The 23,079-nt window shown below is 38.0% G+C and carries 20 protein-coding genes and 1 pseudogene; 6 read left to right on the forward strand and 15 right to left on the reverse strand.

The window, feature by feature from the left end:
- Position 1: 1 nt before the first annotated feature.
- Entirely contained in the window at positions 2-1,447 is a 1,446-nt protein-coding gene (glnA, locus tag QT74_RS02115; RefSeq protein WP_033764287.1) for a type I glutamate--ammonia ligase, read from the forward strand.
- A gap of 356 nt (positions 1,448-1,803) precedes the next feature.
- Here glnA and QT74_RS02120 read toward each other — a convergent pair whose 3' ends face one another.
- The 13 genes from QT74_RS02120 to QT74_RS02180 form a co-directional block, all read right to left on the reverse strand.
- Positions 1,804-1,974 carry a hypothetical protein gene (locus QT74_RS02120; protein WP_033764289.1) on the reverse strand — a complete coding sequence of 57 codons (171 nt, stop codon included), beginning with the start codon at positions 1,972-1,974 and terminating at the stop codon, positions 1,804-1,806.
- Positions 1,975-2,112: 138 nt separating this feature from the next.
- A complete protein-coding gene (gene dapB, locus QT74_RS02125) occupies positions 2,113-2,877 on the reverse strand; it encodes a 4-hydroxy-tetrahydrodipicolinate reductase (RefSeq protein WP_033764291.1) in 765 nt (254 codons plus the stop codon).
- Between the two features lie 22 nt (positions 2,878-2,899).
- Positions 2,900-4,279: a glycolate oxidase subunit GlcD gene (gene glcD / locus QT74_RS02130; RefSeq protein ID WP_033741665.1), complete on the reverse strand. Its 1,380-nt coding sequence runs from the start codon at positions 4,277-4,279 to the stop codon at positions 2,900-2,902.
- Between the two features lies 1 nt (position 4,280).
- Positions 4,281-5,630: a plasminogen-binding protein PgbA gene (gene pgbA, locus QT74_RS02135; RefSeq protein WP_033741663.1), complete on the reverse strand. Its 1,350-nt coding sequence runs from the start codon at positions 5,628-5,630 to the stop codon at positions 4,281-4,283.
- Positions 5,631-5,640: 10 nt separating this feature from the next.
- The gene (locus tag QT74_RS02140; protein ID WP_033764293.1) at positions 5,641-6,279 is read right to left on the reverse strand and encodes an NUDIX hydrolase; all 639 of its coding nucleotides are present in this window, start codon (positions 6,277-6,279) and stop codon (positions 5,641-5,643) included.
- Positions 6,279-7,499 (reverse strand): peptidoglycan DD-metalloendopeptidase Csd3, encoded by a 1,221-nt coding sequence (gene csd3, locus QT74_RS02145; RefSeq protein WP_033764295.1) that lies wholly within the window; start codon positions 7,497-7,499, stop codon positions 6,279-6,281. Before csd3 ends, QT74_RS02140 begins: the two co-directional genes overlap by 1 nt.
- Before the next feature lie 215 nt (positions 7,500-7,714).
- Positions 7,715-8,470: a R.Pab1 family restriction endonuclease gene (locus QT74_RS02150; protein WP_033764297.1), complete on the reverse strand. Its 756-nt coding sequence runs from the start codon at positions 8,468-8,470 to the stop codon at positions 7,715-7,717.
- A complete protein-coding gene (locus QT74_RS02155; RefSeq protein ID WP_033764298.1) occupies positions 8,457-9,449 on the reverse strand; it encodes a hypothetical protein in 993 nt (330 codons plus the stop codon). The genes QT74_RS02150 and QT74_RS02155 overlap by 14 nt, the downstream gene beginning before the upstream one ends.
- Before the next feature lie 45 nt (positions 9,450-9,494).
- Positions 9,495-11,816, reverse strand: coding sequence for a DNA topoisomerase (ATP-hydrolyzing) subunit B (gene gyrB / locus QT74_RS02160; protein WP_033764299.1), 2,322 nt, complete (start codon positions 11,814-11,816; stop codon positions 9,495-9,497).
- A 12-nt stretch (positions 11,817-11,828) separates the two neighbouring features.
- Positions 11,829-12,953, reverse strand: coding sequence for a DNA polymerase III subunit beta (gene dnaN / locus QT74_RS02165; protein ID WP_033764300.1), 1,125 nt, complete (start codon positions 12,951-12,953; stop codon positions 11,829-11,831).
- 55 nt (positions 12,954-13,008) lie between these two features.
- Complete coding sequence (locus QT74_RS02170) at positions 13,009-14,076, reverse strand: phospholipase A (RefSeq protein ID WP_033764301.1); 1,068 nt, start codon at positions 14,074-14,076, stop codon at positions 13,009-13,011.
- Between the two features lie 14 nt (positions 14,077-14,090).
- A complete protein-coding gene (locus QT74_RS02175; protein WP_033764303.1) occupies positions 14,091-15,419 on the reverse strand; it encodes a sodium-dependent transporter in 1,329 nt (442 codons plus the stop codon).
- Positions 15,420-15,429: 10 nt separating this feature from the next.
- Positions 15,430-16,758, reverse strand: a complete 1,329-nt coding sequence (locus tag QT74_RS02180) for a sodium-dependent transporter (protein ID WP_033764304.1) — start codon at positions 16,756-16,758, stop codon at positions 15,430-15,432.
- Between the two features lie 229 nt (positions 16,759-16,987).
- Here QT74_RS02180 and ybgC point away from each other — a divergent pair, with 229 nt between their 5' ends.
- Positions 16,988-17,389 carry an acyl-CoA thioesterase YbgC gene (gene ybgC, locus QT74_RS02185; protein ID WP_001203800.1) on the forward strand — a complete coding sequence of 134 codons (402 nt, stop codon included), beginning with the start codon at positions 16,988-16,990 and terminating at the stop codon, positions 17,387-17,389.
- Entirely contained in the window at positions 17,379-17,639 is a 261-nt protein-coding gene (locus QT74_RS02190) for an HP0495 family protein (protein ID WP_033764306.1), read from the forward strand. Before ybgC ends, QT74_RS02190 begins: the two co-directional genes overlap by 11 nt.
- Here QT74_RS02190 and murD read toward each other — a convergent pair.
- Both murD and mraY read right to left on the reverse strand, forming a co-directional pair.
- Positions 17,636-18,904, reverse strand: a complete 1,269-nt coding sequence (gene murD / locus QT74_RS02195; RefSeq protein ID WP_033764307.1) for a UDP-N-acetylmuramoyl-L-alanine--D-glutamate ligase — start codon at positions 18,902-18,904, stop codon at positions 17,636-17,638. The two genes, QT74_RS02190 and murD, sit on opposite strands and share 4 nt — an antisense overlap.
- Before the next feature lies 1 nt (position 18,905).
- Positions 18,906-19,967 carry a phospho-N-acetylmuramoyl-pentapeptide-transferase gene (gene mraY, locus QT74_RS02200; protein WP_033764309.1) on the reverse strand — a complete coding sequence of 354 codons (1,062 nt, stop codon included), beginning with the start codon at positions 19,965-19,967 and terminating at the stop codon, positions 18,906-18,908.
- 124 nt (positions 19,968-20,091) lie between these two features.
- Here mraY and QT74_RS02205 point away from each other — a divergent pair, with 124 nt between their 5' ends.
- The 3 genes and pseudogenes from QT74_RS02205 (at position 20,092) to QT74_RS02215 (ending at position 22,536) form a co-directional block, all read left to right on the forward strand.
- Positions 20,092-20,934: an HpaA family protein gene (locus tag QT74_RS02205; protein ID WP_033764311.1), complete on the forward strand. Its 843-nt coding sequence runs from the start codon at positions 20,092-20,094 to the stop codon at positions 20,932-20,934.
- Between the two features lie 92 nt (positions 20,935-21,026).
- Complete coding sequence (gene rpmB / locus QT74_RS02210) at positions 21,027-21,215, forward strand: 50S ribosomal protein L28 (RefSeq protein WP_001119000.1); 189 nt, start codon at positions 21,027-21,029, stop codon at positions 21,213-21,215.
- A 185-nt stretch (positions 21,216-21,400) separates the two neighbouring features.
- Positions 21,401-22,536 (forward strand): annotated as a pseudogene (locus tag QT74_RS02215) (potassium channel family protein).
- The last annotated feature ends 543 nt before the right edge of the window (positions 22,537-23,079 follow it).

Here is a 23,079-nt window from a genome sequence, read left to right on the forward strand (position 1 = left end):
AATGATAGTAAGAACTCAAAATAGTGAAAGCAAGATCAAAGAGTTTTTTGAATTTTGCAAAGAAAATGAAGTGGAATTTGTGGATTTTAGATTCAGCGATATTAAAGGCACTTGGAATCATATCGCTTATTCTTTTGGGGCTTTAACGCATGGCATGCTTAAAGAGGGGATTCCTTTTGATGCGAGTTGTTTTAAAGGCTGGCAAGGCATTGAACACTCCGATATGATTTTAACCCCCGATTTGGTGCGTTATTTCATTGATCCTTTTAGCGCGGATGTGAGCGTGGTCGTGTTTTGCGATGTGTATGATGTGTATAAAAACCAGCCTTATGAAAAATGCCCCAGAAGTATCGCTAAAAAAGCCTTACAGCATTTAAAAGATTCAGGTTTGGGCGATGTGGCTTATTTTGGCGCGGAGAGCGAATTTTTCATCTTTGATTCCATTAAAATTAAAGACGCTTCCAATTCCCAATACTACGAAGTGGATAGCGAAGAAGGCGAATGGAATCGAGACAAGAGCTTTGAAAATGGCGTGAATTTTGGGCATAGACCGGGCAAGCAAGGGGGCTATTTGCCTGTGCCGCCAACGGATACGATGATGGATATTCGCACTGAAATTGTGAAAGTCTTAAACCAAGTGGGGTTAGAAACTTTTGTCGTCCATCATGAAGTCGCGCAAGCGCAAGGCGAGGTGGGTGTGAAATTTGGGGATTTAGTGGAAGCCGCTGATAATGTCCAAAAACTCAAATATGTGGTTAAAATGGTCGCTCATTTAAATGGGAAAACCGCCACTTTCATGCCAAAACCTCTATATGGGGATAACGGGAGCGGGATGCACACCCATGTGAGCGTTTGGAAAAACAACGAAAACCTTTTTAGCGGCGAAACTTACAAGGGCTTGAGCGAGTTAGCGTTGCATTTTTTAGGGGGCGTGTTGCGCCACGCTAGAGGGTTAGCCGCTTTCACTAACGCTTCCACTAATTCTTACAAACGCCTAATTCCTGGCTATGAAGCCCCATCTATTTTAACTTATTCGGCTAATAACAGGAGCGCGAGCGTGCGTATCCCTTATGGGATTTCTAAAAATAGTGCTAGGTTTGAATTCAGATTCCCGGACAGCTCATCAAACCCCTACTTGGCTTTTGGGGCTATTTTAATGGCGGGCATTGATGGCGTTAAAAACAAAATGGATCCCGGCGAAGCGATGGATATCAACCTTTTCAAATTGACTTTAGATGAAATTAGGGAAAAAGGTATCAAACAAATGCCCCACACTTTAAGGAGATCGTTAGAAGAAATGCTAGCCGATAAGCAGTATTTAAAAGAGGGTCAGGTCTTTAGCGAAGAATTTATCCAAGCTTATCAGTCTCTTAAATTCAACGCTGAAGTGTTCCCATGGGAGAGCAAACCCCATCCTTTTGAATTTATCACCACTTATTCATGCTAAAACAATGAACGGATCAATAATCCCACTCTAAAAGTTTAGAATAAGGCAAAAATACCTTATTTTTAAATAGAGTGGTTGAAAAAATTGATTTTCTTTGCTTTTTGGATAAGTCTTACTTAACGCTTTTTAATTTTTTAAAAGTGGGGTTTTAGTCGCCTTAATTTAAGATTTTATTTTATGGTAGAAATTTATTTTCTTTAAGGGAACAGAGGGTATCTAAAATAACACCCCTAAAAACCCAAGACCGCTTAAGAAGATACCACCTGACTTGGTATCAAGCTCTTTAATTCTTAATTATAAAAATGCTTTTAGTATTTTTTATCTTTTAAGAAACCCACCTAAAACCCAGTGCCGGTTTAGTCAGTATGGTAAGGGCTACTAAAATCTTTGGGCGTGTAGCACACTTCTTTCTCTATAACAGCGTTTTTAACGCAAGCAACACGCAAAGCGTCAAAATAAGTCTCAACGCTAGCACAACCGCCGAGTAAAGAAGATCCAATGAATACGCTATTTCTAATGGTTTTCATTTTATATCCTTTTGTTTTAAAATTTTTAATAACTCAAATACTTTAATCATGCGTCTATGATAGTTAAGATTTAGCCACACAAGGCAAGATCAATCCTTAAAAAACAAACCCTTCCAATACAAAAAAGAATGAAAACATTCAGCCAAACATCTCGTTGATTTCATATTTTTTAGCGGTTTTATCCTTAAGCCATAGAGCCACTTCTAAAGCCCCTTTAGCAAAAATAGATCGGTTAGTCGCCGTATGGCTAAGTTCTATGTATTCGCCCTCTAAATAAAACCCTATCGTGTGCTTCCCGGCGACATCGCCCCCCCTTAAAGCGGCTATACCAATGCTTTCTTTAGAGCGCAAAGCTTCTCTGTGGGTGATCAGGGCGTTTTTTTCATCATACCCCCTAGCCTTAGCGCAAGTTTCATACAAACTCAACGCCGTGCCGCTCGGAGCGTCTTTTTTAAGATTATGGTGCGTTTCTACAATTTCAATATCCGCATCTTTTAATTTCAAAGAAGTTAAAAAGGCTAATTGGTTGAGCATCATAATCCCTAAAGACATGTTGTGCGCATGCAAAAGCGGCACCTTTAAGGCTAATTTTTGCATTTTTTCTAGCGTTTCTTTTTCTAAACCGGTCGTGCCAGAGACTAAAATTTTAGGGCATTCTAAAAGAGCCTCTAGCAAATGATCCACGCCTTTAGGCAAAGAAAAATCAATCACGCATTCGCATGCCCTCACAAACGCTTTTAAATCATTGGTTACTAGGGGTTTATGCGAAAAAGAGCTGAAATCCGTTTCGCATTTTTGCCTGACAAACACGCTAGATAGCGCTAATCCCTTATACCCCCCTTTTAATTCTTCTAAGAGCAGTTTCCCTATACGACCGCTCGCTCCATAAACACCGATTTTCATGCGCTTTCCTTGCTTTTAAACTTTATAGCCCCATTTTAAAAGGGTTTAAAATATTATTAGGATCAAGGGCTTTTTTAATGTTCCTAAAAAGCTCCATTTCACTATGATTAAACGCTAAAGGCATGAATTTAGCTTTAGACAAGCCTATACCATGCTCCCCGCTTAAAGTCCCCTCCAAACTAATAGCGGCCTGAAAAATCTCTTCCATAGCCTGATGCCCTTTTTCCAAATCCCTTTTAGGATCTTCTAGCATGATATTCACATGCACATTGCCATCGCCCGTATGCCCAAAGCAAGGGATTTTAAAGCCGTATTTTTGGCTGATTTTAGCGACTTCTTGCAACAAGCTCGGCAAACTCGCCCTAGGAACGGTCACGTCTTCATTCAATTTCTTTTTACCATAAACGCTAATACTTTGAGAAGCGTTACGCCTTGAAAACCATAAATCCTGCTCTTCTTGTTCGTTTTGAGCGATCTTAAAACCCACGCACCCATTGGCTTTGAAATGCTTTTCTATCTCATTGAGTTGCCATGCAATCTGCTCTTTAACCACGCCATCCACTTGAGTGATGAGTATCGCTCCAGCGTCTTTGGGTAAGCCTTTAGAAAATCTCTCTTCAACCGCTTTGATACTCAAATTATCCAAAAATTCCATCGCCACAGGCGTAACGCCGCTGCTCATCGTCTTATAAACGGCGTTCATGGCGTCTTCAATATGGTTAAAAACCCCCATCGCGCTTTGTTTTAGGGGCGGTTTGGCTAAAAGCTTTAAAGTGATTTCAGAAATCACGCCCAAACACCCCTCACTAGCGATCATCAGCCCTGCAACATTAAAACCGGCGACATCTTTGATGGTTTTTTTGCCTGCCCTTATGATTTCACCATTCGCTAAAACCACTCTTAAAGCCATGACATAGTCTTTCGTAATGCCGTATTTAGCCGCGCGCATGCCACCGGCATTTTCAGCGACATTCCCCCCTAAAGTGCTTTGATTTTCACTCGCTGGATCTGGGGGATAGAAGAGATTCAATTTTTCCACTTCGTTTTGGAAATGCTTGTTAATCACGCCCGGTTCTACTCTAGCGATTAAATTTTTAGTGTCAATCTCTAAAATCTTATCCAAATGCTTTTCTACGCTTAAAACTAGCCCCCCGCTCACGCTCAACGCCCCCCCTGTAAAACCGCTCCCAGCCCCCCTAGGCACAACGATGATGCGATGCTCGTTGCAGTATTTTAAAATCTGGCTGATTTCTCGCTCGTTTTTAGGGAAAATCACGCCGCTAGGCAAATGCCTTTCTTTGGTAGCGTCATAGCAATAAGCGTTCAAATGCGCTAAATCGGTGAAAAAATCCTCTCCCCCTACTAGGTTTTTAAAGTATTTGAGGTGTTGTTGGTCTAACATGTTATTTTTTACCCGCTTCTAGCACCTTTCTTCGCTCTTCAAGTTCTTTTTCATCTCTTTCTTGATGCTCTCTCGCTCTTTGCTCAAATTCTCTCGCTCTTTGTTCGGCTTTGGCTTTTTTCTTTTCTTCTTTCAAGCGGCGTTTTTCTTCTTTAGAATTTGGTTTTTTCTCTTCTTTAGAAGCGTTGTTCTCTTTAGAAGCGTTTTTGTTTTCGCCTTGTTGGGTGGCGTTATTTCCATTACTTGGCTCTTTAATGGCTTCTTGCTTGATTTCTTGCTCATTTTCTTTGGTATTGACTTTTTCATTGCCTTTATCCATTTCTAAAGCTTTTCTTCTTCCTTCAGTCTCTCTCTCGTCTCTTTCATCATGCTCTTTTTCTCTTTCTTCAAATCCCATAGCCTTTTTGGTGGCTTTGGCTTTTTTCCTTTCATCTCTTAAATAGCGCCTTTCTTCTTTAGCGTCAAGTTTGCGCTCTGCTTTTTGGTAGTTTTTCTCTTCTAAAGTGGGAGCGTTTTCTGTGCCTTGATTGGCTTTTTTAGGCTCTTTAATAGCCTCTTGCTTGATTTCTCGTTTAATTTCTCTAGAATCAATCCTTTCTTCTTGCTTTTTAATCCTCACTTCTTTGCGTTTTTCTTTTTTCACTAAAGCGTCATAGTAAGCGAAGTAATTTTTAGATTGACTGCCTGAAAAAAGTTTCCCTAGCGTGCCTGCATCAATGCCCTCAACCCTAGAAAAAAACGGCGTAGAAGTTTTAGTAACGCCGCTTGTATCCAACTCTCTTTTTTCTAAAATCTCAAAACTCTCACAGCTTAAAATATTGAGCGTGTTCGTGGTTACAATATAAATCACCCCCACGCTATAAACGTTGCACGCTTTCCTTAAATTAGCGATTTTTGGGTCAAACCCATTCAAAAAAGTAACCAACAAATCAGAACTAATAAAATTAATATCAGTGTTAGTCGCTCTGATTTGCTCATAGAGTTCATCATTAGGAGCGATTAAAAACGCTTGGTTGTTGAATTGCCTAAAATAGACTAAATCCCCCTTTCTAGCGACCATTCTTGGAGTGGGTAAATGCCTTTGTTTCATAGACTCAAACGCTCTGAATTTAGCCGTTGCGACGCCATTTTCAACGGCAATAATGACCACTTCAGAATTAACGATTTCATAATCTGAAAGTTTAGTAACGACAAAACCAAACTCCCCCACTTGCAAATCATGAGCAGGAAAACGAATGATTTTTTTAGGCAAATCCACAAATTCTATACTCACTCTTAAGGGTTCTTGCCAAGAGGCTGATTGCAAGCTTATAAAACTCATTAAAAGAAGTCCCATCAAAAGCCTTAACATACAATTCCTTTTAAACATTTTTAAACTTTTTTAAATGCCACAAAATGGCTAAAGACAATCCGGTGGTTTTAGCGTATTGAAAATCCATTATAAAATCAAGAGCTTTTGATCGCTCTAAAAACAGCACTTCAATCTTTTCGGCATCAATCCCCCCACCCTTTGAAACCCTCAAATTCTTATGCACTTCAGCGTAATAGAGCGTTTGCAAACTCCCACTCAACCCAGTCGCACTATAAAATTGGCCTATGGTTTCTAAATTTTTAGGGCTAATTTGATAACCGCATTCTTCTAGCGCTTCTTCGCAAGCGATTTCTTCTAAACTCTTATTAGCTTTATCCACAAGCCCCGCACACAATTCATAAGTGTATCCGTCAATATTTTGATCTTGATCGTGCTTAAAATGAAAATGGCGTGCATAAATGGCTGGGCGGAATTGTTTCACAATCACAAAACAATCGGATTCTTTTTCATAGAGTAAAACCGCCACGCTGTCTAAAGACTTAATAATATCCCATGTTTTCTTAGTATTCTCTTCATTATAATGCATGCGTTTTAATTCTATGAAATTAGAGCTAGAACAAGGCTCTAAATACACACTGGAATCATCTATTAAAGATTTTTGGTTGAAAGCATTCTTAAAATAAGACATTAAAAACCCTCTAAAAGATAAAATGAATTTTTTTCAAAGGAATGGGTTTTAAAAAGTTCTTCTAATTTTTGCTTAGAATGCTGAGCTTTTTCTAAAAAAGCCTCTCTTTGCTTGCCGTGTAATTTGCTTTTAGCGGTGCGGATATAGCCTAAAGGATTAATGGGGCGGGAGTTTTTATACACGCCAAAATGCAAATGCGGCCCGGTGCTTAAACCGGTGCTTCCCACTCTTCCTATAATTTGCCCTTTTTTAACGAACGATCCTTTTTTTAACCCCTTAGCAAACATGCTCATGTGAGCATACACCAAGCGCAATTCATTCAAATGGATTTCAACCACATTCCCATACCCCGCCTTAACCCCTATAAAACCCACACGGCCATCTGAAGCAGAATGGATTAAACTGCCATGTTTAGCCGCATAATCCACGCCGTAATGAGGCCGTTTGACTTTTAAGACAGGATGGAATCTCCCATACGAAAAAGGCGAAGAAATGCGGGTGTATTTCACCGGGGTTTCTAGTAAAAACCCTGCCACTTCTTGCGCTTTTGAATCGTAATAACGCCCGTTTGAATGGGAAAAAAGATAGTATTGGTGCAAACGAGAGCTAATCATGGCTATTTTAATGGTCGGCTGGCCAAACGCTTGCCCCACACGATAATCTCTTGTATAAACGATAGCGATTTTATCGTTTTTTGCTAAGCGTTTAAAAGGCACGCTTTTTTTATACGCATTCATCAATTGGTTGGCTAAAAGGGGGTCATTGGTGGCTTTGACAATATCTTGATAGGGCGAAGTTTGTAAAGAAAGAAGCAAAGTTTTTTCTTTACGAGTGAAGATAATAGGGATAAAGTCTAAAAAATAATCCTCCCCTTTTTTATAAATATGGATTTGCAAATCCTGGCTTATAGGGATAAGGGCTTGAATGAGCGTGTTGTTAGCATCTCTTAAGGTATAGTAGGTAACATTGCTTTGGATTTCAGCGCTCAATTCTTTATCCTGAGAACTCAAATTATAGTAGAGTTTTTGAGGGATATGGTTTTTTTCTAAAAACCCTAACAGCGTGAGCTTATCCCACACAAGCCTTTCACCCACCAATAAAGTTTGCTTTTTAGCCATTTCATCGGCTTTTAAAAGAACCCCATAGGATAAATGGAATAAAAAAGCAACCATTAAAGAATAGATAAAATTTAAAATAATTTTCTTATGAAAAAATACCATGCAGTTGTTTAATGCCTTCAATTGAATCTGTATTTTATTAGTATAACATAAGCCATTAAAGAAAAACGATACAAGTTTAAAGCCCAGCCTTGTTTTTATAGCTTTATGAAGCGCATTGTATTGATGCATGGTTATTTCCCATACAAGGTTTTATCTCGCCTAGACCTTTATAGCGTTGGATATTCATTCCCTTTCTAATCAATCCGTATTATCAGTTAATTTTGAAGTATTTTTTCTAAAATCTTTAACACATCATTATGGTGCGCTTGACTTAAAAGTCCAAAAATTTTAAACATTTCTAAAAAAATGGAAGCGTTATTATGGTTGACAACTAAAAGGGCATGTTCTTTGAGTGTAGCCGTCCTATTTAATAAAGGAGTAGCAGTTTTTAATTCTAAAATAGAAAAGCAAAAATACAGCATGGCTTGGGTTTTAGAGCCGTATTGTTGTTCTCTGATAACCATTTCACTTAACTGATTATCATTAAAAGAACGAATAAGTAAGGGGTAAGAAATGCGTGAAAGTTCAAAATCCATGCCACCAAATTGGTGAGGTCTAAATCTTTCTCTTGTAATCATAAAATGATCTTCTATAAATTGTTTTTGTTTTTCTAAATATTCTAAAGTATTTTCTAGATTTTTTAAACCGATCAAATTCAATTGTTTGGCATAATAAATCATTTCACTCAACTCATAAAGAGTTTTTATTTTACCATTAGCCCCTAAAAAATGGTATTTCTCATCTTTTAAGGTAGTGAGTTTAAACTTTTCTCTGTCTGTGATGGGGACATCATAACCGATCTGCCACTCTATATAATGCTTTAAACTAAAAGGGATTTTTCTAGTCGCTGTTGATACCCCATAATCGCTAAAGGCATGTCTAGTTTTCACGCGCACTTTGCCTGAAATTGAAGTTAAAGGAATGGGTATTTTAATCATTTTTTTATCATAATCAATCTTAATCAAACTCACAAGGGTGTCCTTGAAATAATTTTTTAAAATATTCTAAACGCGCTCTTTTATCTTTTAAGAAAGCGTCTTTCATTTCTAAAAAAGCGAAATGATCAATGATAATATCCAAATTGCCAAAATAATAAGGAATTTTAGGAGCGATTTCCTTAAAATAATGGATATATTGGTAGTAAATTAATTTATCTTGACTGATACACACCGCATTAGTGCTTGGCGCGTTTAAAAAAGTCTTGTTGCGTTTAAGAGCGTTGATGTCTCGCATAGGGAAAAAATAGCCCACGCATGCACTAACTTTTTTAGCGTTAGGGTATTTATCCACATAATTGGCTATATAGTCAAAATCGTTTAAGCATAGCGTCGTGCCGCAATCAGTTTGAAAAATAAAACGCCTAATATATCCATAGTCCATTCGCCCTTGTTCATATAAGGCTATTACAATAGGAAATTCGTTGCTTTTAGTGAAATATTTAGAAGAAACAACCAAAGCGTCTAAAAGCCTGTAGTTATCCTTAAATAGTTTTAATTGTTTAAAATTAGCTTCTTTGATGAGGTAAGATAAAGGGTGTAACACGCAAATAAAAGCCGGCTTTAAAGCCACAAAAGATTTTAAAAAACTTATCCCTAAATCCCTAGCTTTCAAGTCATTGTCTATCTCAAAAATAAAATCTTTGTTTTTAATGTCTTGTTTAATAAAGGAAGTTCTATCATTATAAGGGGGATTGCCCACAATAATTAAAGGCTCATCTTGGCTGATACCATAATTTTCTCTTTTAGGATTAACTAGGGCGTTTATCATTAAAGCATCGCAATTAGGGTCAATATCCGCTCCTATTTTTCTAGGGTGCTTGAGTTTTAAAAATTCTTTATTACCACAAGCGCTATCTAAAAGCGTGTAGTTTTCAATATTGGCATGTTTTTTTAAAAGCCTGTAAGCGCAATCCACCAAATAAGATGGCGTGTAGTAAGCCCCTAAATTCACGCTCTCTTGCTTGGTTAAATGTTTAGGAGTGGTGATTAAGATCCCTCACACATCCAGTTGTTTCACGTCTTTAGCATGCGCTTGGATAAAGGCTCTTCTAGGCTCCACTTCATCGCCCATGCAAAGCGAAAAGACTGCATCGGTTTTTTCTAAATCTTCAATCTTGAGTTTGATGAGACTGCGGTTTTCTTTATGCATGGTCGTTTCCCACAAATCATTAGGGTTCATCTCGCCTAGCCCCTTATAGCGCTGGATATTCGCTCCCTTTTTAGCGTGGTTTTCCACTTCTTCTAAAAACGCCAAAATATCCTTATTTTCCAAGAAATCTAAATTATACTCCATAAGCTTTTGATAAGTGTAATGCGCTTCTTCAAACAACACTTCTTTAAAGAGGTTGTCATCTAAATTAAATTCCACCAAGCCTTTAGGGGTTTGCACATGCAAATGCAAGCTTTCTTCAGTAGCAAAAGAGCGTAAGATCTGATAATTCAAGCCCTCTAATTTTTCTAAAATGCTTTTTTCTAAAACTTTCATATCAAGGCTTAAAGCGTCCTTAGTTTCAATCAAAAAGCGTAAAATTTCTAGCAAATTGTAGCGTTTTTCTAATTCCAAAAGCGCGTAGCGGTAATGGCGTGCCACTTTTAACAAATTCATCAAATCGTTCTTACCAATCCCTTCAATATCCACCGAATTGATGCCATGCTCAATTAAAAAATGATCCAAAGCGACGCTGTCTTTAAGATAGATTTCTGTTTTGCCTTTCTTGTATTTGTAAAGAGGGGCTTGAGCGATATAAACATGCCCTTGTTCAATCAGCGGGCGTAAATAACGATAGAAAAAAGTCATCAGCAAGGTTTGGATATGGCTCCCATCCACATCAGCATCGGTCATGATAATGATTTTATGATAGCGCAATTTTTCTATCTCAAAACTCTCTTGAATGCCACACCCAAAAGCCGTGATCATGTTTTTAATTTCTTCTGATTTTAAAATTTTTGACAAATGGCTTTTTTCCACATTTAAAATCTTACCTTTTAAGGGTAAAATCGCTTGAAAAACTCTATCGCGCCCTTGTTTAGCGCTCCCACCCGCGCTATCGCCCTCCACTAAAAAGATTTCACTCTCTAAGGGATCTTTACTCTGGCAATCGGCTAATTTTCCCGGCAAAGTGCCGACACTCAAATTGTCTTTTTTTCTGGTAAGCTCCCTGGCTTTTTTGCTGGCTTCTCTAGCTTTTGCAGCTAAAAGGGCTTTATTGGCGATGATTTTAGCTTCATTAGGGTTTTCTTCTAAAAATTGATGGATTTTATCATAGACTAATTTTGAAACTAACGCGCGTGCATACGAGCTACCAAGCTTGGATTTAGTCTGCCCCTCAAATAACGGCTCGCTCATTTTCAAGCTCACAATAGCCACTAAACCCTCTTTAATGTCTTCAGAAATGGGGCGCGACTCTTTGGTTTTAATGTTATGGTCAATATATTGCAAGATTGCTTTAGACAAGCCCATTTTAAAGCCCGCCTCATGCGTGCCGCCTTCAGAAGTTTTAATATTATTCACAAAGCTCAAAGTGTTTTCATTATAATCATCAGCATACGCCAAAGCGACCTCTATGGAAGTGCGCGTTTCTTCATCCATGCTTTTAAACGAAATAATGGGAGTGAGCAATTCTTTTTTAGCGCTGTCTTTAACGAATTGTTTCAAGCCGTCTTCATAGAAATAAGTCTCTTGCAATTGGGTTTTTTCTTCTTTGAAAGCAATTTTTAAGCCATCGTTAAGATACGCCATTTCTTTGAAGCGTTTTTGCAAAATACCCGCTTGAAATTCAACGACCTCCATCACGCTTTCATCGGGGAAAAATTCAATAGTCGTGCCGCTTTCTTTAGCATTTTTAGTCTTGCCAATGATTTCAAGCTCGCTAATGGGGATGCCTTTTTCAAATTCTTGGCGATAGATTTGGCCCTCTTTTTTAATGGTCATAATCAAGCGTTTGCTCAAAGCATTCACAACCGAAACGCCCACGCCATGCAACCCGCCTGAAACCTTATAAGTATCATTATCAAACTTCCCCCCCGCATGCAACATCGTTAAAACCACGGTGCAAGCGGGGATTTTTTCTGTGGGGTGGATACCCACAGGAATGCCTCGCCCGTTATCTTCTACAATGCATGAGCCTTCATCGGTCAAAGTGATATTGATAGTATCGCAAAAACCCGCCATGCTTTCATCTACAGCGTTATCCACGACTTCATACACCATGTGGTGCAACCCACCCACATTGGTGTCGCCAATATACATTCCAGGGCGTTTCCTAACCCCCTCTAAGCCTTTTAAAACCTTAATACTATGGCTCTGGTAATTTTGCATTCAATCAAGCCTTTATAATGTGATTGGCATCATCAAAGTGGAAATTTTAGCACTCAAGTGGCTTTGCTTTTCATCAAGGGGTTCTTGGATTAAAAAGGGCGATGAAGATTCATTGCATTGTAAAACAAACTGCGTTGTCCCTAAAGCGTTTAAGGCTTCAAGGAAAAATTTCGCGTTCACGCCCAAATGAAAGGCTTTTTCAATATCCAAACCTTTTTCAATCTCAATAGAAGTTTTAGCGGTTTCGCTATGCTCAGAATCCAAAGATTCAAACAAAGCGTTGTTTTTTTCTAAAGTGAGTTTAATCGTAGAGCTTAAGGAACTGCATAACTTAATGCTCTCTTTAAATTCTTCCTTGCCCAAAGTGAAAGAAGATGCGTATTCTTTAGGGAGGATTTTTTGATAATCAGGGTAATTCCCATCAATGAGCTTGGTGAAAAAAGTGTGCGTTTCGTTTTCAATGACCGCTAACATGCCATCGCTTTTAAAACTAAAATTCTCATAAAAAAGTTTAAGGATTTCCAATAAAGCCCGTTTAGGCAAAATGCAAGAAATGTCTTCTTCAGTGGAATGGATAGAGATGTTTTTTAACTGCGTATAAGAAAGTCTTTTAGTGTCCGTGCCTACCACTGAAAGGGTTTGATGGGTTTTGTCAAATTGCATTAAAACGCCGGCTAATTCTCTTTTATGGCTGGTTTGTTCCACCACAGGGGCGATTTTTTTAAACGCATCCACTAAAAAGGGAGCATTCACTTCTAAACTCACTTTGGGATCTATAACAGGAAATTCAGGAAACTCGTCAGCGTCAAACATGGGGAGTTTGAAAGAGCTTTTATTTTGTTTGATCACCAGGCTGTCTTCTTTAGTCTCTAAAGTAATATTAGAGTCTTTTAAGCATGAGATAATGTCCAAAAACTTCTTCCCATTAATCGTGCCAACGCCCTCTTTATCCGTAGATTGCGTAGAGACATAGCTTTTTAGCCCGATGTCTGAATCGCTGGCTTTCAAAAAAAGCTTTTCTTGAATGACCTCTAAATGGATGTGTGAAGCGATAGAAGAAGCGTCCTTTTTATCCAAAAAAGCTTGCAAGTAGCGCAAAGTATTTTCTAAATCGTTTTTACTAACACTGATTTTCATGGCTAAGTAATTCCCTTGAATTTTTACCCCTATTATAGCATAAAATAACGCTTTTTTAAGGGTTCAAGCGTATTCCTACCCCTATACGATTAGAAAAAACATCGTATTCATACAAACCATCGCCATAGCCGTTAAACCACTGCGCATAAATCCCTACAAAAGGGTTAATGCGGTAGGTATAGCCTAAGCGGAAAGCGCCATGCCAGCGATCATAGCGCCAGTATTGTGTGAAAATATCATAAAGTTGCAATTCAAAATGGTGGCGCCCTCTCCTGTAATCTATTTTAGCGTTACCATAACCCATGTAATCAATCAAATTAGGGTTGGATTGATCATAAGGGACATAAGGCCAATAAGCAACCATGATTTTTAGGCCTCCCTTTTCCCACACCAAACGAAACACAGGGCGTTGCCCCGCGCTCACAGAACGGCAACCTCCCCAGCGCACATCTTTTTGCCCGTTATAATCTTTAACGATGACAGGCCCTCCTGGAAATTGGTTTTCAGGATTGCCGTCTTTAAAAGGCTGATAACATTGCGCGCCCCCCACGCCATTAGAAATGTGCTGCCAGCCTATCCAAATTTCAGAAAAGTTTCCTATTTTACCCCCAAAAGGTTTGAAATTGATAGGATAAACATAAATGAGTTCAGGCATGAAATTGATCATTCGCATGGGAGCGGATTGAGGGTCGTTATAAATTTGAAACCAGTTGGTTTGGGTATAAGCCAAATAAAGCGTGCCTTTAGTCCAAAGAATATGCCTAAACACAGGCACTCTAAAACTGATTTGGAATTTAAACTCATTGCGTTGGTACGGGTTGATATTAGGATGATACCATTGAAAAATGGGGGTGAAACTATGGTAAAATGGCAAAAAGTAAGTGCCTAGATAATCCATCATGTTTAAGTATTTTTTAGCAAAATCCACCCAAGAATGTTCTTTGGGGGCTTTTTGTGGGGCAAGATACCAGGTATTGGACAAATCGTTTTGCGTTTTAACTATATGCAAATCCTGTTTGCGCAAATAATAGTTGTAATCCACCTTAAAATTATCTTGTGAAAATTTTTTGCCTTCTAGTTGACAAACTATAAAGATCATAAAGAGCAAAAATTTGCTTTTCATTAAGTCTTCTTATTTTACTTAAATTGCAGGATAAAAATCGCTAAAATCACTACAGGCGCGATAAAACGAACGCTAAAATGCCATGCTTTGAAAACGCTTTTCTTAAAAAAATGCTTCGTGGCTAAAAAAGAACGCTTTTTATTTAAAATCCACCCCACAAACAAGACTGAAAACAAGCCTCCCAAAGGCATTAAAAATGAAGAAGTGATGAAATCCAGCCACCCAAACACGCTCTTATGAGCAAAACTCAAAAACTTAGCGTATCGTTCATTCATAGAAAGAATAACTAAAACGCCTAAAACATACACAACAACCCCTATCCATAGCGACGCTTGAAGGCGCGAAAAATTAAAACGATTGATTAAGTAAAGCGCTAAAGGCTCTACTAAAGAAACCGTAGAAGTGATCCCGGCAAAAACAAGCGCCATAAAGAAAAAGAGCGAAACGATCTGCCCACTGATTCCCATTTTAGCGAAAGTCAAAGGTAAGGAAATAAAAACAAGCCCTGGCCCTTGAGACACATCTGCATGGTATTCAAACACAAAGGTAAAAATCATCACCCCGGCAATGAGAGAGATTAAAATACCCGGTAATACAATAAATAGAGAGCTTTTGAATAGGTTTTCTCTTTTGGGCGTGAAAGCTGAATAAGTAATAATCGTGCCTACCCCTAAACTCAAAGAAAAGAACATCTGCCCCAAAGCGTCCATAACAACCTTAAAATCAATCTTTTGAATCTCAAAATTAAACAAAAAGTGCAAAGCTTTAGGCATGCTTTCTAAAGTCATCGCATAGATTAAAAGCCCTATGAAAATCACAAACAATAAGGGCATAAGCACGACATTTAATTTTTCAATCCCTTCTTCAATCCCCCTAGAAACAAACCATATTGTCGGCAATAAGCATGCGCTAAAGCCAATAACAGGCCAGATCAAACTGCCATTTTGGAGCATGCTAAATTGCATTTTAGCTTGCTCTAAATCTTTAGGCAAATCAAAAGTTACTACAAAGAGATAGTAGAGCACCCAGCCTAACACCACCGCATAAAAGGATAAAATGAGAGGACCGCCTAAAATAAAAAAAGAAGTGAAAGGGTAATATTTTTTCCTTTTAGGATCTAGTATTTGATAATTAGAAACAACATCTTTTTTACCCAAATTCCCAATCAGCATTTCCACTAAAAGCATAGCAATGCCTAAACTCAAGGTTAGCACCAGATATAAAAGCACAAACGCGCTCCCCCCATTATGACCTACCATATAAGGAAAGCGCCAAATATGCCCTAAACCGATAGAGCTACCCAAAGTGGCTAAAATAAAGCCTAATTTAGAAAATTTTCCCATGCCAAATATTTTAATAAATCTTGCTCAACCAAATAGAAAACACAATTAAAGGGGTGATGTATTTAAGCAAGAAATACCAAGTTGCAAACAATTTAGGGCCTAAAAAGTGTGTGCTCAAAAGACGCAATTTTTCTTTTTTCAAAACCCAGCCCATAAAAATAAAGGTTGCCATCCCGCCTAAAGGCATGATAATGGTGCTTGATGCAAAATCCAACCAATCAAAAAGACTTTTTTCAAAGAAAGTGAGATAGTCTTTATAATCCTTGTGGAGCGAGAAAATCAACACCACGCCTACGATAAAAATTAGCGCTACAAGACCCCAAGTAACCTTAAAACGAGAGTATTGATACTTTTCGGTAAGATACATCACGCTTGGCTCTAATAAAGCCACCGTAGAAGTGATGCCAGCAAAAGCGAGCGCGAGCAAAAAAAGAATTGAAACAAGAACGCCTATCGCTCCCATTTGGCCAAAAACCACCGGTAAAGAAGTGAAGATTAACCCTGTGCCTTGTGAGACATTCGCCCCATATTCAAACACAAAAGTGAAAATCATAAGCCCTGCCACAAGAGAAATCAAAATCCCTGATAAAACCACCCAAATAGTGCTTTTAAGCAAATTCTGCGTTTTATCCGTAACCGCAGCATAAGTGATATTGATCCCTAAACCGATGCTTAAAGAAAAGAAAACCTGCCCCAAGGAATAAGTGAACACTTGAGAAGTCAAATCTTTTGGTTTGAAATCAAACATGAAATGGAAAGCTTTAGAAAAAGAATCCATGCTCATCGCATAGAAAAGCAAACCAAAAAAAGTGGCAAAGAGTAAGGGCATTAAGACTAGATTGAGTTTTTCAATCCCTTCTTTAATCCCTCTAGAAACAATCCATCCGGTTATGAATAAAACGCTAAAAAGCCCTATGGATTGTAACCCTATAGACTGCAAAGTTTGAGTAAAAATTTGTTCAGATTCTTGGATATTATTAGGCAAATTAAAACTAATACTCACCAAATAATAAAGCACCCAACCTAAAATAGTGCCATAAAAAGTCAGTATTAATGGCCCAGAAATAAGCAAAAGCCCTGCGTATCTCCAGCGTTTTTTGGGGTTAAGGTCAAGCTCTTTAAAAGCTTCTATTACATTTTTTTGCGTGCTTTGTCCTAATAGCATTTCAGCGATAAACATCGCCGCGCCAACGCTTAAAGATAAAAATAAAAACAATAAAACAAAAGCACCCCCACCACTCACCCCAGTCATGTAAGGAAAACGCCAAATATGCCCTAAACCTATCGCACTCCCTAACGCCGCTAAAACAAATCCTAATTTAGAAAAATGATTACCCATTCTTAACTACCAAACTCCTTGTAAATGATTAAAATTAAAGAGCGATGTCCTTAATCGCCCAACTATTGCTGTATTAGTTTTTTGAAATCTTTAAAGATCTTAAGATTTAAGAAAAAACCCACTTCAAAAATACCTAAAAAACATAAAGCAACGCCCCTAGATTATACTATAGTTAAGTTACATATTGTATAATTTTAAGAAAATTTCATTATTTAAGTAAGGGGAATTAATGCGCTGTAGGGTATATTACGAAGATACCGACTCTGAAGGCGTGGTCTATCATGCGAATTATTTGAAATATTGCGAAAGGGCTAGGAGCGAGTTTTTTTTTAAACAAAATGTCTTGCCCGAAAATGAAGAAGGCGTGTTTGTTATCCGCTCTATCAAAGCGGATTTTTTCACCCCCGCAAGCCTTGGCCAGGTCTTAGAAATAAGAACGCAAATTAAAGAATTAAGAAAGGTTTTTGTGGTGCTTTTTCAAGAAATTTATTGTATCCAAAACGCTTCTTTAGAGCCTATGAAGCCTTTTAAAGTCTTTGCTTCAGAAATCAAGTTTGGCTTTGTCAACCGCTCTACATACAGCCCTATTGCCATTCCTAAATTGTTTAAGGAGCTTCTTAGTGCCGTCTGATTCAGAAAAACCCACCATTATTTACCCTTGCGTTTGGGATTATAGGGTGATTATGACCACTAAAGATACAAGCACATTAAAAGAGCTTTTAGAAACCTACCAACGCCCCTTTAAATTGGAATTTAAAAACACTTCTAAAAACGCTAAATTTTATAGCTTTAATGTTTCTATGGAAGTTTCAAACGAAGCAGAACGGAACGAGGTTTTTCAAAAAATTTCACAATTAGAAGTCGTGGCGCATGCGCTTTAATCTTTTAAAACAAACGCTTTAAATTTTTCACCCCTTTCTTTATACGAAGAAAATTGATCCAAACTGGCCGCACTGGGTGAAAGCAAAGCGACTTCATTTTGCAATAAAACGCTTTTAATTTCTTGAACCGCTTTTTCTAACTCCAAACAAACCTGACAAGAAACATTAAATTCTAACGCTAAAGCTTGGATGATAGAAGCGCTTGATCCTATGGCATAAAGGCTTATTTTATAGTTTTTAAACTCTTCAAAAAGGGGGGTTAAATTGACCCCTTTAATATCGCCCCCTAAAATCAAATGGATTTTTTGGTTTTTAAAGGTTTTTAGAGCTTGCAAGGTGGCATCAATGTTCGTGGCCTTGCTGTCATCTACCCACAAACGCCCTTCTTTATCCCTAAATTCTTCCATTTTATGCGAGCCGATTTTAAAAGCGTTCAGTCTTTTAAGGGCGTTTTCTCTATAATCTTGCCATTTTAAATTCTTTATTTTTAAAAATTGCTCATAAATTAAAAGGGCTAAGGCAGCATCCAATAAAAACGCTCCCTTAAAAAAAAGAGCGTTAGAAGGGATTTTTAAACACTCTAAAACCTCTTCGCTTTTGTCAAAAAAGATTTTTTGCGCTTGCGAGTTTTGAATAATGGGGTGTTCTTTGAATTTTAAAGGGAGGATAGCGAGCGAAGTTTTAGGCATCAACGATAAAACCTTGAGTTTAGCGTTCAAATAATTTTCAAAATTGCAATGCCAAGTCAAATGATCAGCTTCCACATTGATGAGCAAGTAGATTAAAGGGTAAGCCTTGTTAGTGTAATGCAAAGAAAATGAGCTTGTTTCTAACACCCACAAGGGCGATTGTTTTTCAAACAATTCAATCAAGGGCGTGCCGATATTCCCCCCACTCACAGCCTTAAAATCTTCTAAAAGCATGGTGAGCATTTCGGTCGTGGTGGTTTTCCCGTTAGTGCCGCTAATACTGATTATAGTAGGCGTGAAAACCAAATCAAACAAGCTATTAATATAATCGTATTCGCTCACTAAATGCTTGGCTTTTATGACTAAAGGGTGCGTGAAACTAATGCCAGGGCTGACTACCTCTAATTGGGAATCATTAGGGTTGAAATCCTTACTGGGATAACAAAGAAAACCCTCTCTATCTTTAAAAAATGCAGTGAATTTATCATCAAAAAATTTGACTTCGTTATGGTTTTTTTTAAAAAAACGCCCTAAGGCTAGAGTGGTTTTGCCATGCCCCAATAAAGAGATTTTCATTTTAACGCACCTTCAAGCTTAAAAGAGCGACTAAATTACTCAACATTGAAATGATCCAAAAACGCACGATCACCTTATTTTCTGCCCAACCCTTTTGTTCAAAATGATGATGGATGGGCGCCATTAAAAAAAGGCGTTTTTTACGGGTTTTATAGCTCCCTACTTGCAAGATCACCGACAAAGTTTCTACCACAAAAATAGATCCCATTAAAACGAGTAAGATTTCATTATGCGAAACAATAGCGTTATAAGCGATAAACCCCCCCAAAGCCAAACTCCCGCTATCGCCCATAAACACGCTTGCCGGGTTGCAGTTATACCACAAAAAGCCAAAGAGCGATCCCACTAACGCCAGCGAGACAACAAACAATTCCCCCACATCTATGACTTTAGGATAAAGCAAATATTTAGAAAATTCCGCATTCCCTGCCACATACACAAAGATAGAAAGGCTTAAAAGGGTGAAAATGCTAGGCACGCTCGCTAAGCCGTCTAACCCGTCGGTTAAATTCACCGCATTGCTCGTAGATAAAAAAACCAACACCCAAAAACCAACCGCTAACATCGTGGGCATTTCAAACAAGGGGTTTTTCAAAAAAGGCGCGTATAAAAAAGTGTCTAACCCCTTAAGGCTCAATAAAACAGACACCCCAAGCGAAAGGACAAACAGCATGCCAAATTTCATTTTCGCACTCATCCCGGCGTTATTTTGTTGGTTGATTTTAGTGTAATCGTCTCTAAAACCCACAAAACTAAAGCCCACTAACACGATTATCCCTAACAGCATATAAAGATTACCCAAAGACGCGCACAACACGCTCGCAACAATGGTTGCAAAAACAAACACAATCCCCCCCATCGTAGGGGTATCCTTTTTATTCTGGTGGCTTGGCACAAAGCTTGAAATGGGCTGGTTAGCCTTTTTGGCCTTGGCCCATAGAATGAATTTAGGCATTAAAAAAAGCGTGAGGAAAAAGGCTATAAAAAACCCTAACCCTGCTCTAAAGGTCAAATACTGGAAAAGATTGATATTAAAATAGCCATATAATAAAGAATAGAGCATAAAATCCCTTGTGGTAAAATCGCCATGCCATGCTTATAGATTAGAAAAAGCATAATTGTAGCGCAAATTGATTTACTTAAAAATAGTATAATTATAATTTCAATTTTTATTTTAGGAGTCTTTTATGGAGCGTTCGCTTATTTTTAAAAAAGTTAGAGTTTATTCTAAAATGTTGGTGGCTTTAGGGCTTTCAAGCGTGTTAATCGGTTGCGCGATGAATCCAAGCGCTGAGACAAAAAAATCAAATGACGCCAAAAATCAAGCTCAAACTCATGAAAGAATGCAAACAAGCTCTGAACATGTTACGCCGCTAGATTTTAATTATCCGATACATATTGCTCAAGCCCCACAAAACCATCATGTTGTAGGTATTTTAGCGCCACGCATTCAAGTGAGCGATAATCTAAAACCCTATATTGATAAGTTTCAAGACGCTTTAGTCAATCAAATCCAAACTATTTTTGAAAAAAGAGGCTATCAAGTGTTGCGTTTTCAAGATGAAAAAGCTTTAAATGCGCAAGATAAGAGAAAGATTATTTTCGTTTTAGATTTGAAAGGGTGGGTAGGAATCTTAGAAGATTTGAAAATGAATGTAAAAGATCCCAATGATCCTAATTTAGACGCGCTAGTGGATCAAAGCTCAGGCTCTGTGTGGTTTAATTTTTATGAGCCAGAAAGCAATCGTGTAGTCCATGATTTTGCTGTGGAAGTAGGGACTTTTCAGGCAATGACTTATACTTACAAACACAGTAATTCTGGAGGGTTTGATTCTTCAAACAGCATTATCCATGAAGATTTGGAAAAGAATAAAGAAGATGCGATACATAAGATCTTAAACAGAATGTATGCGGTTGTCATGAAAAAAGCTGTAATGGAACTTACAGAAGAAAATATTGCCAAATACCGAGACGCTATTGACAGAATGAAAGGCTTTAAAAGTTCTATGCCTCAAAAAAGTAGTTCTTAAACGAACCATTTAAAAATTAGCCTTAAAATCAGTCTTTTTAAAGGCTATTTTAAGTATAATGTCAAATTTATTTCAATAATTAAGGATACACAATGGCAAAAAGATGTGCTTTAACTTTTAAAGGGCCTATGGTAGGCAATCATGTCAGTCATGCGAACAACAAAAACAAACGCCGCTTACTCCCTAACTTGCGATCGATTAAGATCCAATTAGACGACGGCACGACTAAACGCATTAAAGTGGCTGCTTCCACTTTAAGAACCATGCGTAAAGGGGCTTAGTTTTTAGAATTTCTGTCCGTTTTGATTGTAGGGGTGGTTTTGGTGTTTTTGATAACCTTTTTAAAACTCCCCTTAAAACTAAACTTCTTTTTGAGATTAAAACACGGCCTAGATTAGGTTTATCGTTTTGATTAAATTTAGAGGTGAACGCTTTCAAAAGATTTATTTTGATCTAGGAATTGGTTTTGTTTGAAAAGTTGAAATTTTTTAAAATCAAAAAAGACGATGAAAATCAGCCAGAAGTCAATTTAAATTCTGAAATCTATGAGCAATTTAAGGTCTTTAGACTCCCGCTTATTTTAATCCAATTGCTTGTGCTTTTAGGCACTCTGGGATACTTCGCCCTAGAAAATTATAGCCTTATGCAAGCTTTCTTCCAAACGACTTACACCATGACAGCTACAGGGTTTGGCGCTTTAAATGAAAGCCAGTTTGGGCCTATAAGTATTTTTTTAACTTCCATTTTAATGTTTTTTGGGGCAGGAATTATTGCCTTTAGCGTGGCTATTTTAGTTAGCGTGGTCAATAAAGGCACGCTTACCAGATTGATTAAGGAGAAAGGTATGATTTATAAAATCGCACGCCTTAAGGATCATTACGTGATTTGTTACCACAACGAATACACCATTGAATTGAGCAAGCAGTTCCGCTCCGCTCAAATCCCCTTTGTGGTCGTGGATAATGACCCTAGTTTTGAAGAAGAAGCCATTAAGCACAAATACCCCTACTACATCATAGGCGATCCGCACACCAATTTAGCCATGCTAAAAACCCACTTAAGCAGCGCTAGGGGCGTTGTGGCGTTGTCTAAGATTTTACCAGTGAATGTGGCGTTAATGGTGAGCGTGCGCTTGTTTGAAAAGGAATTAAAGCGCAAACCTTATTACATCATTGCAAGCGCGCATAGCGATGAAGGCTTAGAAAAATTAAAAAATTAGGGGCTGATATGGTGGTTTCCCCTACAAAACTCATGGCACAGAGAGTGAGCGCGATGGCGGTGCGTCCGGATATGGAAAATATCTTAGAGCGTTTTATCAATAAAAAAGACACGCTTTTAGACTTAGAAGAAGTGATTGTCCCCAAAACCAGCTGGCTTGTGTTAAGGAAATTAAAAGAAGCCCATTTTAGAGAGATCGCTAAAGCGTTTGTGATTGGTATCACTCAAAAAGATGGCAAATACATCCCCATGCCCGATGGAGAAACGATCATTGCAAGCGAATCCAAGCTATTAATGGTTGGCACTTCAGAAGGCGTTGCGACCTGTAAGCAACTCATCGCTAACCATCAAAGACCCAAAGAAGTGGATTACATTTCCTTGTGATTGATACAGCCCTTTTTAAATAAAAAAGGCTTGACTCTCATCAAATACGGGTAATAAAATCTAAAAAATGCTAAAAACATTTTTTACAATCCATAGCAAAGAGCTTGGCGTTAGCCAAAAAGTTTTAGCCATTCATGTTTGATGAGAACCGATCCAAGATTTAAACGGATTTGAGGCTTATTTTTCTCACACCCATACACTCAATGAGAGTTAATTATAACCCTTTTAAAGCCCTCTTTGTTAAAAGGATTCTTGAACTTTTTTAAACCATGTTTTAATTTGTCCTGTGATTTATTTATCATGCTCATTCTCTTCGCATTTTTGAAGCGTTGCCCTAAATTTCGTGCAAAATAAATCTTCATCAATTTCTCAATTTAAAATTTTACTCTCCTTTCTTATTTTTTTCTAGCGTGTAATCGCTTAAATCCTTGATCTTTTGCTCCCATCCGCCTTGAATGTAGATCACATTATAAATATAATACACGCCCACAAACAAGCCGCTAAATTTCGGCTTCAAGGTTTCTAAAAGTTCGTTAAATGCGG

This window comes from Helicobacter pylori SA213A, from assembly GCF_000476275.1.
Taxonomy (GTDB): domain Bacteria; phylum Campylobacterota; class Campylobacteria; order Campylobacterales; family Helicobacteraceae; genus Helicobacter; species Helicobacter pylori_CL.

What these genes read in the sequence shown, in the direction of transcription:
- gyrB (WP_033764299.1), bottom strand. Translation starts at nt 11,816, where the DNA reads ATGCAAAATTACCAGAGCCATAGTATTAAGGTTTTAAAAGGCTTAGAG.
- QT74_RS02205 (WP_033764311.1), top strand. Translation starts at nt 20,092, where the DNA reads ATGGAGCGTTCGCTTATTTTTAAAAAAGTTAGAGTTTATTCTAAAATG.
- QT74_RS02170 (WP_033764301.1), bottom strand. Translation starts at nt 14,076, where the DNA reads ATGAAAAGCAAATTTTTGCTCTTTATGATCTTTATAGTTTGTCAACTA.
- ybgC (WP_001203800.1), top strand. Translation starts at nt 16,988, where the DNA reads ATGCGCTGTAGGGTATATTACGAAGATACCGACTCTGAAGGCGTGGTC.
- dapB (WP_033764291.1), bottom strand. Translation starts at nt 2,877, where the DNA reads ATGAAAATCGGTGTTTATGGAGCGAGCGGTCGTATAGGGAAACTGCTC.
- QT74_RS02175 (WP_033764303.1), bottom strand. Translation starts at nt 15,419, where the DNA reads ATGGGAAAATTTTCTAAATTAGGCTTTATTTTAGCCACTTTGGGTAGC.
- dnaN (WP_033764300.1), bottom strand. Translation starts at nt 12,953, where the DNA reads ATGAAAATCAGTGTTAGTAAAAACGATTTAGAAAATACTTTGCGCTAC.
- QT74_RS02140 (WP_033764293.1), bottom strand. Translation starts at nt 6,279, where the DNA reads ATGTCTTATTTTAAGAATGCTTTCAACCAAAAATCTTTAATAGATGAT.
- QT74_RS02120 (WP_033764289.1), bottom strand. Translation starts at nt 1,974, where the DNA reads ATGAAAACCATTAGAAATAGCGTATTCATTGGATCTTCTTTACTCGGC.
- QT74_RS02180 (WP_033764304.1), bottom strand. Translation starts at nt 16,758, where the DNA reads ATGGGTAATCATTTTTCTAAATTAGGATTTGTTTTAGCGGCGTTAGGG.
- pgbA (WP_033741663.1), bottom strand. Translation starts at nt 5,630, where the DNA reads ATGTTAAGGCTTTTGATGGGACTTCTTTTAATGAGTTTTATAAGCTTG.
- rpmB (WP_001119000.1), top strand. Translation starts at nt 21,027, where the DNA reads ATGGCAAAAAGATGTGCTTTAACTTTTAAAGGGCCTATGGTAGGCAAT.
- glnA (WP_033764287.1), top strand. Translation starts at nt 2, where the DNA reads ATGATAGTAAGAACTCAAAATAGTGAAAGCAAGATCAAAGAGTTTTTT.
- murD (WP_033764307.1), bottom strand. Translation starts at nt 18,904, where the DNA reads ATGAAAATCTCTTTATTGGGGCATGGCAAAACCACTCTAGCCTTAGGG.
- csd3 (WP_033764295.1), bottom strand. Translation starts at nt 7,499, where the DNA reads ATGGTATTTTTTCATAAGAAAATTATTTTAAATTTTATCTATTCTTTA.
- glcD (WP_033741665.1), bottom strand. Translation starts at nt 4,279, where the DNA reads ATGTTAGACCAACAACACCTCAAATACTTTAAAAACCTAGTAGGGGGA.
- mraY (WP_033764309.1), bottom strand. Translation starts at nt 19,967, where the DNA reads ATGCTCTATTCTTTATTATATGGCTATTTTAATATCAATCTTTTCCAG.